The sequence below is a fragment of the Candidatus Moraniibacteriota bacterium genome (genome assembly GCA_016699425.1).
Classification (GTDB): domain Bacteria; phylum Patescibacteriota; class Minisyncoccia; order Moranbacterales; family UBA1568; genus SSEF01.
On the sequence record CP064975.1, the window covers coordinates 1,092,897 to 1,108,476 of the forward strand.

Annotated in this window: 18 protein-coding genes; 7 read left to right on the plus strand and 11 right to left on the minus strand. The window is 53.8% G+C overall.

Annotation, left to right across the window (positions count from 1 at the left end; all coding sequences use genetic code 11):
- Positions 1-4 precede the first annotated feature (4 nt).
- The 3 genes from IPJ68_05770 to IPJ68_05780 are packed head-to-tail and all read right to left on the minus strand — an operon-like array spanning position 5 to position 1,953.
- Positions 5-664, minus strand: coding sequence for a hypothetical protein (locus IPJ68_05770; protein QQR78546.1), 660 nt, complete (start codon positions 662-664; stop codon positions 5-7).
- Positions 665-671: 7 nt separating this feature from the next.
- Positions 672-1,160, minus strand: coding sequence for a crossover junction endodeoxyribonuclease RuvC (ruvC, locus tag IPJ68_05775; GenBank protein QQR78547.1), 489 nt, complete (start codon positions 1,158-1,160; stop codon positions 672-674).
- A 7-nt stretch (positions 1,161-1,167) separates the two neighbouring features.
- Positions 1,168-1,953, minus strand: coding sequence for a hypothetical protein (locus IPJ68_05780; protein QQR78548.1), 786 nt, complete (start codon positions 1,951-1,953; stop codon positions 1,168-1,170).
- Between the two features lie 399 nt (positions 1,954-2,352).
- On the opposite strand from IPJ68_05780, the gene IPJ68_05785 reads away from it, so the two are divergent.
- Positions 2,353-2,745 (plus strand): hypothetical protein, encoded by a 393-nt coding sequence (locus IPJ68_05785; protein QQR78549.1) that lies wholly within the window; start codon positions 2,353-2,355, stop codon positions 2,743-2,745.
- Positions 2,746-3,627: 882 nt separating this feature from the next.
- Here the strand turns inward: IPJ68_05785 and IPJ68_05790 are convergent.
- Positions 3,628-4,425, minus strand: a complete 798-nt coding sequence (locus IPJ68_05790) for a hypothetical protein (protein QQR78550.1) — start codon at positions 4,423-4,425, stop codon at positions 3,628-3,630.
- Between the two features lie 258 nt (positions 4,426-4,683).
- On the opposite strand from IPJ68_05790, the gene IPJ68_05795 reads away from it, so the two are divergent.
- Entirely contained in the window at positions 4,684-5,232 is a 549-nt protein-coding gene (locus tag IPJ68_05795) for a hypothetical protein (protein ID QQR78551.1), read from the plus strand.
- 188 nt (positions 5,233-5,420) lie between these two features.
- Here the strand turns inward: IPJ68_05795 and IPJ68_05800 are convergent, their stop codons facing one another.
- From IPJ68_05800 to IPJ68_05810, 3 genes are all read right to left on the minus strand, one after another.
- Complete coding sequence (locus IPJ68_05800; GenBank protein ID QQR78552.1) at positions 5,421-6,137, minus strand: YebC/PmpR family DNA-binding transcriptional regulator; 717 nt, start codon at positions 6,135-6,137, stop codon at positions 5,421-5,423.
- Positions 6,138-6,254: 117 nt separating this feature from the next.
- The gene (locus IPJ68_05805) at positions 6,255-6,836 is read right to left on the minus strand and encodes a PH domain-containing protein (protein ID QQR78553.1); all 582 of its coding nucleotides are present in this window, start codon (positions 6,834-6,836) and stop codon (positions 6,255-6,257) included.
- A 2-nt stretch (positions 6,837-6,838) separates the two neighbouring features.
- Positions 6,839-7,060, minus strand: coding sequence for a hypothetical protein (locus IPJ68_05810; GenBank protein ID QQR78554.1), 222 nt, complete (start codon positions 7,058-7,060; stop codon positions 6,839-6,841).
- Positions 7,061-7,465: 405 nt separating this feature from the next.
- Here IPJ68_05810 and IPJ68_05815 point away from each other — a divergent pair, with 405 nt between their 5' ends.
- Positions 7,466-8,188 carry a hypothetical protein gene (locus IPJ68_05815; GenBank protein QQR78555.1) on the plus strand — a complete coding sequence of 241 codons (723 nt, stop codon included), beginning with the start codon at positions 7,466-7,468 and terminating at the stop codon, positions 8,186-8,188.
- A gap of 65 nt (positions 8,189-8,253) precedes the next feature.
- Here the strand turns inward: IPJ68_05815 and ruvB are convergent, their stop codons facing one another.
- Complete coding sequence (gene ruvB / locus IPJ68_05820) at positions 8,254-9,264, minus strand: Holliday junction branch migration DNA helicase RuvB (protein ID QQR78556.1); 1,011 nt, start codon at positions 9,262-9,264, stop codon at positions 8,254-8,256.
- Positions 9,265-9,782: 518 nt separating this feature from the next.
- Between ruvB and IPJ68_05825 the strand changes: the two genes are divergently transcribed.
- The 3 genes from IPJ68_05825 (at position 9,783) to IPJ68_05835 (ending at position 11,155) form a co-directional block, all read left to right on the plus strand.
- Positions 9,783-10,085 carry a hypothetical protein gene (locus IPJ68_05825; GenBank protein ID QQR78557.1) on the plus strand — a complete coding sequence of 101 codons (303 nt, stop codon included), beginning with the start codon at positions 9,783-9,785 and terminating at the stop codon, positions 10,083-10,085.
- A gap of 80 nt (positions 10,086-10,165) precedes the next feature.
- Positions 10,166-10,651: a hypothetical protein gene (locus IPJ68_05830; GenBank protein QQR78558.1), complete on the plus strand. Its 486-nt coding sequence runs from the start codon at positions 10,166-10,168 to the stop codon at positions 10,649-10,651.
- A 171-nt stretch (positions 10,652-10,822) separates the two neighbouring features.
- A complete protein-coding gene (locus IPJ68_05835; protein QQR78559.1) occupies positions 10,823-11,155 on the plus strand; it encodes a hypothetical protein in 333 nt (110 codons plus the stop codon).
- 74 nt (positions 11,156-11,229) lie between these two features.
- Here the strand turns inward: IPJ68_05835 and IPJ68_05840 are convergent, their stop codons facing one another.
- Together IPJ68_05840 and IPJ68_05845 are read right to left on the minus strand one after the other, a co-directional pair.
- The gene (locus IPJ68_05840; protein ID QQR78560.1) at positions 11,230-13,035 is read right to left on the minus strand and encodes a type II/IV secretion system protein; all 1,806 of its coding nucleotides are present in this window, start codon (positions 13,033-13,035) and stop codon (positions 11,230-11,232) included.
- A gap of 137 nt (positions 13,036-13,172) precedes the next feature.
- The gene (locus IPJ68_05845) at positions 13,173-14,318 is read right to left on the minus strand and encodes a hypothetical protein (protein ID QQR78561.1); all 1,146 of its coding nucleotides are present in this window, start codon (positions 14,316-14,318) and stop codon (positions 13,173-13,175) included.
- A 193-nt stretch (positions 14,319-14,511) separates the two neighbouring features.
- On the opposite strand from IPJ68_05845, the gene tsaE reads away from it, so the two are divergent.
- Positions 14,512-14,976: a tRNA (adenosine(37)-N6)-threonylcarbamoyltransferase complex ATPase subunit type 1 TsaE gene (gene tsaE, locus IPJ68_05850; protein ID QQR78562.1), complete on the plus strand. Its 465-nt coding sequence runs from the start codon at positions 14,512-14,514 to the stop codon at positions 14,974-14,976.
- A 341-nt stretch (positions 14,977-15,317) separates the two neighbouring features.
- On the opposite strand, the gene IPJ68_05855 is transcribed toward tsaE, so the two are convergent.
- Complete coding sequence (locus IPJ68_05855) at positions 15,318-15,569, minus strand: hypothetical protein (GenBank protein ID QQR78563.1); 252 nt, start codon at positions 15,567-15,569, stop codon at positions 15,318-15,320.
- Positions 15,570-15,580: the final 11 nt, after the last annotated feature.

The following is a 15,580-nucleotide window of genomic DNA, read 5'->3' on the forward strand; positions in this document are numbered from 1 at the left end:
AGGACTACGACTCTTGCTTCAGGATATGCCGGAAGCGGAAGAGCTCCACCAGTCGCAGCCCTGACCATTTCCCCAAGCCGATGTTGATGAGGAAGGTCAGAGCAATCGCCCACGGATACTGGAGGAAGAAATCCCGGAGTGCCGGCCAGCCGATGACGAAGTAACCAACAATGGAGATGACGAGTGTTTCCCCAGCGAGAAAGAGCGCTATCTTCGTTCCTTGTTCGATCTGGGTTGCGATGAATTTTTCAGCCAGTGTGATGAGGATGAGGAGTGGAAAGATGTCTACAGCCGCAATCCCAGTGCGCTGGAGGGTCGCCCCGAAAGCGAGGATACCAAGGACGGTGAGCGAGATGATAGAGAGGGTGATGGCGACCCGCGGCAGGTAGAGGAGACGGAAGGAACGCAAGATGTAGCGTGCGAGCATCCCCATGCCGATGACCGCAAAGAAAATAGCGACGCCGTACTTCAGGCCCTTTTCCCCGAAGGCGAGAAAGGCGAAGGTGATGATGGATGGCGTATAGATGCCGAAGGCCTTGATGCCGACGATTTGCCGGAAAAAGGCCACCAGGGTCGCGATGACCGGGAGCATGAGGAGGAGGTACACCGTTTCGATGGGCACTCCGGCTTCGACGAAATAGTTGATGATCGGATGATAGTTCATAGCTGTATTATACTCTTCGTTTCGCGAATGACGCATGATGGATGTGGCACAGCGCAATGGCGAGCGCGTCCGCGACATCATCGGGCTTCGGGATGGCTTTCAGGTGAAGAATCTCCTTGGCCATACGTTGCACCTGCTGTTTATCCGCCTTGCCATACCCCGTGAGTGCCTGCTTCACCTGGAGCGGCGTGTAACCAGCGATAGTAAGCCCAAAATCGGCTAAAGTCAAGAGGAGTGCACCGCGTGACTGAGCGACCGAGATCGCTGTTTTCTGGTTATTGAAGAAGAAAAGTTCCTCCATCGCGGCCGTATCGGGTTGGTACTGCTTCACAATTACGGCGACATCATCGCGGATTTCCTGTAACCGCTTCTGGAGAGGTAGGTCTTTGCTCGTCGAAATATGCCCATAGGCCAGCGGCTCGGTCTTCCCCTCGATGTGCTCGAGTACAGCCCACCCTACCGTCGCCGTGCCAGGATCGATGCCGAGGATTTTCATACAGTTTCTAGTTAGTTTCTTGAGTTTCGAGCGGCTTCGAGATCTGCCAGAGTATTTGGAATACAGTCCGAAGTGAGGCAGCATAGCTCGGGCTGGAGAACTGGAAAAAGAAGTCTTCTTTTTGGGCGGACCAAAAAAGGACGTTGTCGTCGACGATGGTATACATCACCCCCCAGTCTATGGAAGCGGGTAATACGCGAACAGTACGATTGTATCGGATGTTCCCAGTCTCGCTGTAGTCCTTATTTCTTTGTAATGTCGGCCTATCAGAGGAGGGGAACAGGGCTTCGACATGGATATTCTTGGCAACGCGGGCTTCCCAGAGTCGGCGGAGGTCGCGTTCGGTGAAGAGCGCGTAAAGCAGTTCGTGGTTACCCAGGGTGAGCACCGTCTTTCCCTTCGATTCCAAAATGAGATCGGCGAGTTTCTTGGCACCCTCCCTCCCAGCATAGAGCCGGACCGGATTGCGCAGCACGTCACCCTTTTTAATCGAGGCAAGATCCTCGACAAGCTCACAGGCCACCAGTTCTTTCTGTTTGATCAGGGCTTGTAAGCGCTCGGGAGCCGTGGCAGCAAGTCGCTTCTTTGCTCCCTTCACTACGGTTTCAATAAGCCCGAGGCTTTCCAGAGTCACGGCGTTTTCATAGATGGTCGGGCGCTGAATGTGAGTATCACGGAAGATATCCAGGACGCTGCAGATCCCATGTTTTTGGATCGATATATAAATCTGACCCTGCTTTTCGGTGAGCCCGAGAGCCATCAATTTCTCGAGCATTTGTGCGTCCTTTGTCATCTCCTAATTATGTATAATAAAAACGACAAATATATTTTATACATAACACTTATTCTAATATAAAGCAATAATATATAGATTAAATACTATACAGAAATGATACTCATCATTGACTAAGAGACCATTTTCGACTATGCTTGACTGTTCTTTAATAACCTATTGTTGAGCATTTGCTCACCGCCCCCGGACGTTTTCCGAGGTAATCATGAGGAGTGTATTGTGGACACGTTGATTGGGGGCCGAGGCCGAGAAGTATTCTCGGCAATAAAGGAAATTGAACGTGGCGAAGAAAGCCGAAGGTGCGTAGCTTTTTCGGAAGGCTGTAGCCAGGGGTACAATCTCTGGTGGCTCATACCGGAAGGCCCAGCGGAACTCGGGTGGGTTCGTATGACATTTCCTGTGTTCAGATCCTTGATGGAGGATATCCTGGACAATGGAGAAATGATCGCTGTGGCTGTTTCTGAATCAGGGGACCAAGAGTACTCTGGCGCGCGGGGCTGGCACCATGCCAAGGGCGTCCCGAAGCTTCCGTATCTCACCCAGTGGGTGATTATACGTGGGCAGGTTTTCGGAAATGCTGGCTATAAGTTTGACAGCTTTACCGGAGAGCACGGATCGCTTCAGAGGACCCTCAATCATCCGATTGACGCCAGTCAGTCGCTCCGCTACTCGGTTCTTCCGAAGAAAATGATACAACGGATGATATTCGGTTCTCGTTGTAAACGGCTGTGGCGCTGGCTCCTCACCAGGACCGAGAGCGGAAGCGGGCGGCAATGCGGCAGTGTTGAGTAACCAGCCCTTGGGTATTTCACTCACACCGTGACCGGTGTTTCAACTCGAAGAGGAGAATGTAATGGCTACGAAATCATTTCGCAAGTACATGGATACAAGCAAGTATCCCAAAGACAATCGTCCGTCCTACGTAGCACTCGAGGGGTTGTGCAGGGTCGCAAAGTACTTTCGTGAAACAGCGCGGGCGGAAAGGGTTTTTATGAGGGAGGGAATCATGGGCATCGTGGAGAATCCGCGGTATGTTCGTGGTTTCGTAAGTACGGATCAATTTTCCGCTGCCGTAAGGCAACAAGTGGAAACCCATTTCTGCCTTCTCCGTATTGCCCGAATTAGCGACCTGGCTCGATGTTTCCCTTATCTGTCCTTCGGATGCGTTTACTTGGAGTCCATTATATCGGACTACCGTCGACGCAACGTGTTGCAAGATCTACTGACCGTAGATTTGATGGTGAAGGATGTACGAGGTGATGGCTTGCTCGAGGGGGAGGTGAGTAGGGTGGCAGAGGCCTTATGGGAAGCCCTCCAGTCAAGCTCAGCAAAGGGGTGTCCCGGATGTGGCCCGAACGGGTATTATTGCAGCTGTATGTAGTCCCCAATCAGAAAGGAGAACGTCATGGAACTATGGCAATGGGCGATCACTGCATGGGCTGCGTTAAAGATTTTTCCTATGCTAGTCGTCGCGGTACTGATCCTGTGTATTGTTTTGATTCTCGCCGCGGGTTGGCTTGGTGAAGTGTACGGTGATTGGAAATGGAAAAGGAATAATCGTTTGAAAAAATGAAAAAACACTAAGCGGGTTCCGAGGCAGACCCGAACAAAATGCCTCATTCACCCCAAGCAGACATTACGTCGCTTGGGGATTATTTTTTTATACGCAATGTCTCATTTTCCTTGGGAGAGCAATTCATGCTGCGCAAGCACTTCTTTAAGTGATAGCGTAAGACTTGATTCCCAGACTAAATCGAATATTTGCCGTAGTGTTGAAGCAAATTCTTTACTCTCTACGATGACGGATTGCGTCGCACCGATCAGGTTGATGCAGACAAAATCGTCCGTCCCACACACGGTGACATTGCCGCTGAACTTATCCAGTGGAAAGAAACGAACATTTTTGAAATGCCCGTCACCGAATTCGTCAAAGAGCTGGTGCATGGAGTCATCCCAGGTTGTGATGCCGCGAAGCGCGATCCCCCGCTTCGAGAAGTCCGCATTCCATTCCATGAAGAGGTTGTATAGCTCACTGCTGGCCTGTTTTGCGCTACCAAAGAAGCCAAACACCTCTTTCCCGCTCAATTCATCGGCGCGGTACCAGAGTGCCTGTCGCATGCCGGCGACACCATCATAGTGCATCGTGCGTACCTTGCTGATGTCGAGGCGTTTGTAGAGCGCTTTCAGATCAGGCAATATGAGTTCTGCGGCGAGGAGCTTCCGGCGAGCTTCTGAGAAGAATTCTTCCGGTGGGCGCGCCGCAAACAACTGCCCACGCTCACGAGGAATCTCTACTACCAGGCCTTTTTCGATCAGTTGTCCGAGTATGACGTAAGTAGTCGGCTTCTTTAGGCCTGATTTTCCAGCGATGGCATAGGCCGAAGCGCGCCCGGCTTCCAGAAGGGCGACATAGACCCGAGCCTCCTTTTCATTGAGTCCGAGCAGCATCAATTTCTTCACAATTTCATCCATGACCCGAGCATAACGCAATCCTTCTTAATAGTCAATAAAATTGATGAACAATATATAAATGTTATAAATATGCATAAATAAAGCAAATAAATGATACATGTTTGAAATATAAACATCCAAACTATTGACTAGTATTCAATAATCTGCTATACTCCGGTGTCAGGTTGAGAAACGGATTAAAGATCCAGCGACTCATCGGACAAGAGTTCCTTAAGAAATCCGCCAAATCTGGCAACCGCTGAGGTATTGGAGAACGAAATGGAAAAGAGCGACTTCCTGATTGCAGTGTCCAAGGTAGGCCGTAATAGCAATTGCTACGGAAAAGGTGGCTATATTGTCACTGTTGCACACAGGAATCTCCCCTCTGTCTTTCTCGCCATAGTCGGCTCAGTCGCCTGGATCGAGTACCCATACGATCGTCGGAACGTATGGAGCGGAAAGGCAACCCCTCCGATACTTGTCGTGCATGACGGCAAGGGCGAGGGGAGGGGAGGCGAGCACGAAGTTCGTGATAGCGGCAAAAAGGGCGGCGAGTGGAGAGTGAAGAAAACCACTCGTCTTACCGAAGATGATCCGGACAAGTTCCCATACGGGGAGTTCGCAGAATTTTCGGAAGAGAAGACCTGGGAAATCTTTGAGCCAGATTTCTACCCTTCTGGCGCTGATGCATTCGCTGACTCTTCTGTGGTGGTTGGTTACGATGCCATCAAGAAGAGAAAGGAAGAAATTCTTGCGCAAACAATTAATTTCGCAATTGCCAAGGCGCAAGAGGTTATTTCGACCTTTAGCAAAATGCAGATGAGCTAGTGGCAAGGTCCACGATAAACTCCTTCGCGATTCTCCTCCGCGTGTAGATGAGATGGGTTCCGAGGCAGACCCGAACATAAAGCCTCACAAAAAAGCGTCGTGGGAAATCCTGCGACGCTTCTTCTTATTCTCCCCACCACTGACTTCTAATCCCTACTCACTACCCACTACAAGCTGTCAGCTACCAGCTAGTTCAAATTATTCCAGACCGCTTGGACGTCTTGGTGGTCCTCGAGCTCTTCGAGGAAGGCACCAAAAGTCTTTTGGGTTTCGGTGTCGAGCGTGACGGTTTGTGTCGGTTTCCAGCCGAGCTGAGCGGCCGTTGGAGTGAGCTTTTGGTTTTCGAAAAAGGCCTGGACCGCCTGGAGCTTGTCGACTTCGGTGTAGACGGTGAAGATATTATCGCTCACAGCGTAGTCCTGTGCACCAGATTCGATCGCGAGCTCCTCGAGCTTTTCGAGCGGAGTTTCGCCGATCTCGAACGCGAGGAGGCCGACGCGCTGGAACAGGAAGGCGACGGAGCCGGAATTGCCGAGCTTGCCGCCCTTTTTCAGGCAGAGCGAGCGGAGTTCACTCACGGTACGGTTGCGGTTGTCGGTCGTAGTTTCGATGAGAAGTGCGACTTGGCCGGGGCCGAAGCCCTCGTACATGATCGACTCGATTTTTTCTCCGACGAGCTCGCCGGTACCGCGCAAGATAGCGCGTTCGATTCGGTCTTTCGGCATGTTCAGCGCGCGGGCTTCAGTGATGGCGATCTTCAGGAGATAGTTCGAGTCCGGATTGCCGCCGCCGCGTTCGGCCGCGAGGATGATGTTGCGTCCCGCCTTAGTGAAGATGGCGGCACGTTTGGCATCATTCACGCCTTTGGCACGGTGAGTAGTGGCCCAGTGGGAATGTCCGGACATAGCGAACGAGCGGATAGGGTTTAGGGAGTAGCTTCTTAGCTTAAGTACGAAATGGAAAATTGGCAAGCACTGAAGGTGTAGATGAGCAGTTTGCCACAATCTGCCACCAAAAACCTTTTAAGTCCTCTTGGCTTGGGAGGCGCGGACGACGCGGTCGATTTCTTCGTCGCGCTCGGTGCGCAGACGCTCCATGATGATGTCTTTCACATGGTACGGGTCCGGCACCCGGCGGAAGAGAAAAAATTCTTCCTCTGAAGCGGTCTGGACTTTCACATCACCGAAGTTCAGGATAGTCGGGAGCATGCCGCTCACTTCTGACGTTACATCCTGGATGCGCGAGAACTTCAATTCACTCACGGAGCGGACGAAGAGCCCCTTTTGTTCGATATTGATGACGCGTTCATTGGTGATGATCCAGACATCGAAGAAGTAGTCGATCCAGATGAGGAAAGCATAGAGCCAGATGAGGAGGATAAGTGAATTCTGGATGAAGAGGGTGAAGCGAGATATCCCGCTCCCGAGCCAGTTCGGGTACAGGAGTGGCAGGAGCGAGAGTGAACCGAACAAGACAGCGATGAAAACAATGACAACTATGAAATGAGTCGCGATATCGAACCAGTGGCGATGGACGACACGGATGATCGTCTCACTCTCGCGCTGGCCCTGGAAGTGATAGCGGCTGAAGTCTTGATGTGGCATATCTAGAAATTCATAGGGATGAGCAGGGTATCGAGCGGCAGGCTGAAGAAGAGTAGGACATTCGCGAGGAGGAGCACCGCGGTGACGATGACAAAGAGGAGAGTCATCCCAGTTGCCAGTCGGCGATTGAGCGCGTACCGCGAGAGGTGGAACACGATGAAGAGACTCGCGATGATGATACCGAAGAAGAAGATGAGATAGGTGACACCGAAAAAAAGTTGCATAGATAATTGTGTTTCTTTCAGTATATCATCTGATGAAATATTTTTTCGAACAGGAGGACATTACGCGTCTCAGCAGGGTGTCGATCAGCGGTCGATGTTGGTAGTTGGCAGAGCCCGTTCTTTCCGGGAGAGAGAAGACAATTGCGGCGGAGGACACGGTTACCAGGCGTCTTCGGCGGTGAAGACGGAAAATGTTTGACATTGACATTCGTTGAGAAATGCTGTACACTGGTTATTCGTGAGTAATTTCAAAAAAGGCTTATATACAGGGTTGAATGGTGCTCAGACCGACCTCTTTCCGAAATTTTTCACTCGAGAGATTTCTGAAAGGGAATGGGTCCCTTGGCGTTCTTTGGTTGTCGTTTGACGGCACCCGCACCTCGGGGTTCTGGGGGGGAGAAGAAAATGAAGAAGGTAATTGTTGGCATCTGCACTCTGCTGTTTGCTGCGCCGGTATTTGCTGGCCCTTCCGTGTTCGTATACGGTGGGGTGAAGAATCTGTACGCCCTAGGTAACGGGGTTGTCTCGGCCAAAGACCCGGTTGCACAGGGTGGAGTCACGCTCTCATTCGAAAACGGGGCCTACTTTGATCTCTGGCTGTCACGGCGTCTCTCTGGAGCTGCGGGGAATGTCTATGGCAATGAGAGTGACTTCACGCTCGGATGGAAGGGTGCGGTCGGGAGTGTCTCTGCTGACGTCGGCATCGCATTCTTCGATCTCTACCGGACGGCACGGTTCGACCGGAACGATGTCTCCCAGTTCTTCGGAGAGATCTCGCCGCAGACACCGTGGGCAATCGGGAAGACAACGCTATCTCCGTACGCCCGGGTAGAGGTCATCAGCTCAACCGGCATGGGGTTCAGGAATGAACCGGTCTATTTCGCGGGAATCCGGCACACATGGCCGATTAACGAACGGTTCTCTGTTCTACAGCGGCTGCAAGTGTCGGAACAACCAGATTTGCCAGGTGTCGCGGGTGGCACAGTCGTCTCGTACAAGATTCAGCTTCCGTATAAGACCAACATGTACAGCATCACCGTGACACCGTCCTATGAGCGGATTCATCCGTTCATCGACGGGCGACCGAAGAGCAACGTTTTTGGTCTGCAGCTGTCGCGGGCATTCTAGCGGTTCAGAGAAACCGACAAGAGAATCACTTAGGTCCGTACGACATCGTATGGACCTCAATTTTTTTACAGCAGTTTCTCCTCGATACCGAAGGGTGGTTCGAGGCCGAGGTGGCGATAGCCTTCGGGGGTGACGATGCGGCCACGTGGGGTGCGAGCGAGAAAACCGATCTGGATGAGATAGGGTTCGATGACGTCCTCGATCGTGTGCATTTCTTCGCTCGTGATAGCCGAGATGGCCTGCAGCCCAGCTGGTCCGCCCTTGAATTTGTCGATGATGGCCTGGAGCACGGTCCGGTCGGCGGGTTCGAGTCCGAGTCGGTCGATCTCGAAGAGCGCCAAGGCTTCGTTCGCGACCGTCTGGGTGATGGTGCCGTCATGATGCACCTCGGCGTAGTCACGGACGCGCTTCAGGATGCGATTGGCGACGCGTGGGGTGCGACGACTCGCTCCGGCGATCCCCCTCGCCCCGAGCTCATCGAGGGGGACACTGAGGATGCCGGCCGAGCGATGCACGATCTGTTCGATCTCGTCAGCGGTGTAGAATTCGAGCCGATGGATGGAGCCGAAGCGGTTGCGGAGCGGATTGGTGAGTGCCCCGAGCCGGGTGGTCGCGCCGATGAGCGTGAAACGCGGGAGGTCGAGCTGGATCGTGCGGGCCGCTGGACCTTTGCCGATGATGATGTCGAGTTTGTAGTCCTCCATCGCGGGATAGAGCACCTCCTCGATCGATTTGTTCAGCCGGTGGATCTCGTCGATGAAGAGCACATCGCCGGGTTCGAGATTGGTGAGGATACTGCCGAGATCGCCGACACGTTCGATCGCTGGGCCCGAGGTGACTTTGATACCGGCACCCATCTCCCGGGCGATGATATGGGCGAGCGTGGTCTTGCCCAAACCAGCCGGGCCATAGAGGAGCACGTGGTCAATCGCCTCGTCGCGCTTTTTGGCTGCCTGGATAAAGATTTCGAGGTTCTTTTTCGTTTTTTCCTGGCCGATGTACTCGCTGAAGCCACGGGGACGGAGTGTGTTCTCGATGACGACATCTTCCTCGGTGTGTTCGGTCGTATTGAGCATAGAGTGTCAGCTATTTTTGAGAGGGGCTCTGGGAAAAACTATGAAGCATCATGCTGGATACTGACAATGGTATCACCATTCGATGGGGATACAAAAAGAACATCCGGCGTGAGCGTCCATCTCTGGCGGAGTTTGGAAATGGCTGGATAATGCCTGTTTCAAGCCACGAAAACCATACGTTGTCAGGGGGTTGACAGCTTTCCTTCGACATGCTATCCTGCTCCTTCAAACAAAAAGCAGAAATCTAGATCGGCCTGCGCCGTTTTTTGTTGCTCTCGGGTACCTTGGAAAAATTCCTCACATGTAGACAACTGGAGAGTACTATCTTTTCTCTTCAGCTTAGGAGGGGTCTCGCTTCGGCGATAGTCAAGATCGGGTAGGGTGGTTTCGGCTGCGCTACACCTCGACACTCGTCCATTCCCCGGGCTCCCATGCCTAGGGCCTTGTCTACAGGTGAGGGATTTTTTGTAGCTTGAAAACTTTTTCAACCGCGCAACCGCGCAGAAAGTGAGGACGAGATGAACGGACCGGTTTATGCGAGTTACCTGGATTCAAGTGGACGCATCATGTTCAAGGTGCAACCGAGCAACACACCCGATGGAATCAAGGATTCGGTGAGAAAGTCAGAGCTTCTGCCCGGTGCCTCGGACGCACATATCATCACCGGGTTCCTGCATGACCACTTGACGCGCTACTATGAACAACCAGCTTTGACGCATCTGTTCGAGCGTGATGAGGCTCTCCACACCGAAATAGGACGAGCACTTGTCGAGGCATTGCTCACACTTGGTGCGGCCATCGGTTGTGATATGAAGAAGTGATGCTCTCTACTTCAAGAAAAAGTCCGAGTGATCGTGTATTGCTCGGGCTTTGAAACTCTTAGCTGAAAGGAGACTGAGTCATGACCGGCGAGGCAAGTAGCATCGCATATGTCGTTTGTGTTAAGCGAGGGGCAGAGCATGCCCCATTCGTTCGGCTGAACGAAACGACGTCGACAGCAGCGGAGCTGAAAGCGCTGTTGGAAAGTTCGCCTCCGGGGATGATGGGGGATTTGGTAGCGGTCACTTTCGGGGACATGGGAAAGTGGCTCAGTGTCCAAGCGCTCGCGACTCTCCGGCTTCTCTACAATCTCGAGCGGGAGCTCAAGTTAGATGACCGGGTATCAAGGCTCATTGATGCCCGGGTGACACTGGGCCTGCAAGGTGCCTCGCCGACCACGGTTGCTCAGTCTCTCACCGTCGAAGAGATCAGGACCGAGCGTTTCCTGCTCTGGTACGAACTCTATAGGTGGCCAAGCGAGGGACCGAGGCAGCTCATGGAGTTGTTTGAAGCCCTCGTGACGGCTGGCACTCGAATCGCTACGGCCAAGTCGAGCGCTGGACAATAAATAGCAGGTGAGGCAAAAGAGCCCGAGTAGTCGAACGACTGCCCGGGTTCTGAAATTTTTGAGCCGCTTTGAACTTTTTGGCTGGTGTGCTATAAATCTCTTTCAGTTCCTTTTTTCAACCCCATCAAATGATGGCCGATCGTTCCCCGGTAGTGGAATAAGGAGACGGATATGAGATTTTCTATGCTGCCTGGAGTAGGCACGCTGTTATTCACGGTGGTGATCGGAGGCCTCTCATTCACCGGAGCGTCACCATCAGTCGCTCAGCCGGTGGAGAAGGGTACCGCTCCTCCACCACCATCTCCGAAATTGCTCAAACAGGAGCGGCTGATAGCCAATAAGGAGATTGCACAAGTCAGGATTCCACTCCCGGAGACAGCCGTTCCTGACGAGGTGAAGCCTATCTGCGTGGCCGGCTGGAGGGCGCTCGCCGTGCGCTATGGCACCTACGGTTCCATCCTGTGGGACATCGATTGCTTCGGCGTGAGTTGCAGATGCAGATAGTCTGGCAGAGGCAAAAGAGCCCGAGTAGTCGAACGACTGCCCGGGCTCTGAAATTTTTTCTACTGAAGTAGCGGCTAGGTTTTCGGTGCTACCGGTGTTTCGGCTCCGCCGATGTCGTCGGCTGTTTCATCAGTGGCATCAGCATCGAGGGCGGTGTCCTCAAAGGCTGCGTACAGATCGCGGAGGGAGTCTTCTCGGCCCGATGCGGCCCAGACTTCATCCATTGTCGTGTGGCCTTCGAGGACTTTGATCAGTCCATCTTGGGCCATGGTCACCATCCCATCTTTCACGGCCGCGTCGAAAATTTCCTTGTCGGTCGCGATCGCATCGATGAGGTCGCGGATGTCTTGCGTGATTGGGAGTACTTCGAAGATGCCCTGGCGGCCAAAGTAACCGGTGAAGTTGCAGTGGACACAGCCCTTGGGTCGGTAGAGGACATCGACTGTCGGAAACTGCTTCGTCTTGGCCTGAGCCGGTATCATGGCGAGGAGTTTTTGGATCGCGGCGAGGGTGCTTGCGGCCGGGAGATAGGGCTCTTTGCACTCTTCGCAGAGGATGCGGACGAGTCGTTGGGCCATGATGATATTCATCGACGAAGCGATGAGCGATGGCTTCACCCCGAGATCGAGAAGTCTAGGGATAGTCGCGACGGCGTTGTTGGTGTGGAGGGTCGAGAGTACGAGGTGACCGGTAAGCGAGGCAGAGACCGCGACATCAGCTGTTTCGTCATCGCGGATTTCGCCGACGAGGATGACATCGGGGTCCTGGCGGACGATGGCGCGGAGAGCCGAGGCGAAGGTGTAGTCTCGATCCTTCGACACTTCTGTCTGGACGATGCCTGGGATATTGTACTCGATCGGATCTTCAACCGTGATGATTTTGATCGCGGGATTATTGATGCGGTTGATGAGGGAGTAAAGGGTTGTCGTCTTGCCAGAGCCGGTCGGACCGGTATTGAGGATGATGCCATTCGGTTTTTCGATGGCCCGTTGGATCTCTTCGAACGCTCGGCCGTAGATCCCGAGGTGTGTGATGTCGACGTCGACATCAGCGTTGTTGAGGAGACGCAGGTCGATATTTTCGCCGTGGTTGCCGGGGATGAGCGAGACGCGGATGTCGACGCGATCCTCACCGCTCACCATCGAGAAATGTCCGTCTTGGGCGCGATCACGGACATTGATGCGCATGCCGCCGAGCATCTTGATCCGGGCGAGCGCGAGCTGGTACATGTGGCGCGGCAGGTCGCCGATATCCTGGAGCAGTCCGTCGATCCGATACCGCAGGCGGGCCGTTGTCTCACCGGGTTCGATGTGGACATCACTTCCCCGCATCTTGGTCGCCCCGGCGAGGATGATCTCGATGATCTGGGACGTCGAGATGGAAGCGTCTCCTTTGCCGAGATTGAGCAGGTCGCCGAAATTTTTCTCAAAGTGCTCGAGGTCGTCGCCTTTGAGCGAGACACGGAGGATATCGAGGCTGACGAGGAGCGGCTTATTATTGTAGCTCGCCCAGATCTTCTCGAGCGATTGGCGGGAGACGACCGAGAGCGTCATGTTCCAGTGTTTCTGATTGGCGAGGCCTTGGAGGAATTCCATAGCTTCCGGTTGTTCGGGGTCTTCGAGACCGAGATAGACATGATTGCCGTTCTTTCGGAAGAGCGCCACACCGTATTTCTTGGCATCGGCTTCCGGGAGGAGGGCGACATCTTTGGGATCAGCGGGAAAAAGGTGAAGGTCGAGGTAGGGGAGTCCGACCCGGTCCCCGAGCGCATGGGCCCGATCTTCCATCGACTGTTCGCGCAGTTTCTTGAGGAGGTCGGTCGTGCGCAAGGTTTTCTCGCTGGCAGTGGCAGGGACGATGCGATGGCTAACTTTTGGCATAGGGGGTTGTGTTTTTCGCTCCCATTCTAGCATTTTTCCACCCGAACGAGCTATTCCAATCGATCCGATAGTTGGATCTGGATCGCGGAAGCGGGAGAAGGAGCGTGCTTCCGAGTGAGAGCGGGGTGCCTTGGTCTTTAGTTTTTTTCCTCCAAACCCTGGAACCATTCCGCGAGGAGTCGCTCAGCGGTTGCAAAGTCGGTGGCGGGGAGAGTGCCTTCGAGCATATCTCCGACGAGGTGGCTCTCGGAGAAGACAGAGAGGATGTGTTCGAGACGGTCTTCTTGCTGCGTCTTGATGAGGATGCGCATTGAGGTCGCACTTTCTTTGAAGAACAGCGCGAAGACGGTCGCGCCGGCATAGTTGTTGCGGATCTTGTCGAGGACGACGGGGAGGTCTTCACTCTTGGACCGGGACTCGACCAAGTCTTCGAGGGTGACGGGTGCCCACATGAGGTGGAGGGCATCATTGGTGCGGATATTGCCCATGATGCGCCCCCAGAGTTTCAGGATGTGGAGCGGTTGCGTTTTGTAGAGATTCTTCACGATTTTCTGTTGGTCAGCGCCGTGGCCCATCAGGGCGGAGGCGAGCTGGAGGGTCTTCGGCGTCGTGTTCTTCTTCTGAAACGAGTCGGTGGCAGACATGATCCCCGCCAAGAGTGCTTCGGCGACCGCAGTGTCGATGAATTCTGTCCCGATTGCTTCGATGAAGTGAGCGACGATCTCTGAAGCGGATGAAGCCGTGACGTCGACCAAGTTCAGCTGGCCGTACTGTTCGTTGTTGGAGTGGCGGTCGATATTGATGATTGGGATTTCATAAAAAATGTCCGGATTCTCCTCGTAGAGTTTGCCGAGACTTTCTTTGTCTGGAGCATCGACGGTGAGGACGATATCGAATTTGTACTTGGCGAGGATGAAGGAGAAGTCCCGCGGATCGATCGTGCCGTGCGTCGGTGTGAGGTGGATGCGGAGTTCTTTGTCGAGTCGCTCAGTCCGGACATCGAGGATGTTGTTGTGCTCCGTATTGAAAGAGAGGACGAAATCACGGGCGCCGGAAATCGCGGTGAGCACGGTCTCGGGCCAGACGAGGAAACCCAGGTCTTCGCGGCGTTCATCGATCCGTTCGGCGGCGAGCGTCGGCTTTTTGCCCAAGGCCAGGGCGAACAAAGAAAGCGCGATACCGCTCGCGATCGCGTCGTGGCTCGGATAGGGCGGGAGGAGGATGAGCGGGTGCTCGGCCGGCTTGAGGAGTTCGAGGAATTGCGCTTCTTTCGTGAGGGACATGTCAGAAAACTGAAAAATCAGGGGGAAATCCGAACGGATAAGAGGCCAGACTATCAGAGAAATAACTACCGGTCAAATAGCGCGCCGGGGCCAGGCGTACGATCGAAAATAGCGGTCGAGGAGGCTATAAATGCTTCAAATAAGTGGTCTATAGCCTTGATACAATGCGTCCCATCCCCTATGCTCCAAGCATATGGAAACGATCCGGACCCAGTCGAAAGAGGCCACCCAGACGTGGGGAAAGCGCTTTGCTGGTACGCTCCAGCCAGAGACCCTCGTCACGCTCGCCGGGGATTTGGGTGCGGGCAAGACGACCTTGGTCCAGGGCATCCTGGAAGGCTTGGGAGCCACGGCGCCGTATCCGTCACCGACCTTTGTCCTCATGAATCAGTACGAATTGCCGGCTCCGACGCCGACGGGTATCTGCCGCGTCTATCATGCCGATGCCTACCGGGTGGGTGCGGCCGACTTCGAGCGACTCGGCTTCCTCGAGTGGTGCACTGATCCGCAGGGCCTCGTCCTCCTCGAATGGCCCGAGCGGCTCGCGAAGATTTTACCAGCCGAACGGACGGATATTTCACTTCGTGCGCTCTCCGAGACCGAGCGGGAGATCACTATCCAGAAAACTTCTGACACCAATGAAAAAAGGCTTTCGTGAGAAAGCCTTTAATGATCTCGAGCATTGTGGACTGGATGGAAAAACACCGAACGAGTATCTAAAAGAATTTACCTTAATCAACCCGCCAAAAGTGTGTGCCTAAAACAACAGTTATGGTTCGGTACATTGGAAATACTGGTTTCACTTCTTCCCACTTGTTCCGCACGCGAGTGAGCCTCGGGGTGTTTCCGGTGGGAGAGAGACGGACCACGGGAAGGCCGAGATTCAAAAGTATTTCTCGCGTACAGAGGAAGTGAGACGATTCAAAAACGGTGACAGAGTGACTATCGAAGTTGGGGTGGAGCAAGCGCATGACGTGGCATGCGCTTGCTCCAGAAAACCTATTGCATCTGCCGATACCCCCAATACTCCTTCGGCACGGTCTTCGACACCTCGCCATTTGGCAGGGTGACGAAGATCTTGAGCGACCCGTCCGAATTGATACGCCCCTGCTCATCGGGGATTTGACTCGGGTCAGTGACGCCGAGGGCTCCGAGAGCCTGGGTCACTCGTTCGGCAAACCCCAGCCACGCCGCGTGTGTGGCCGGACTGATCAGGACATCGCCCAGATCGATGACGCTATTGTCATTCATATCCCTCTCCT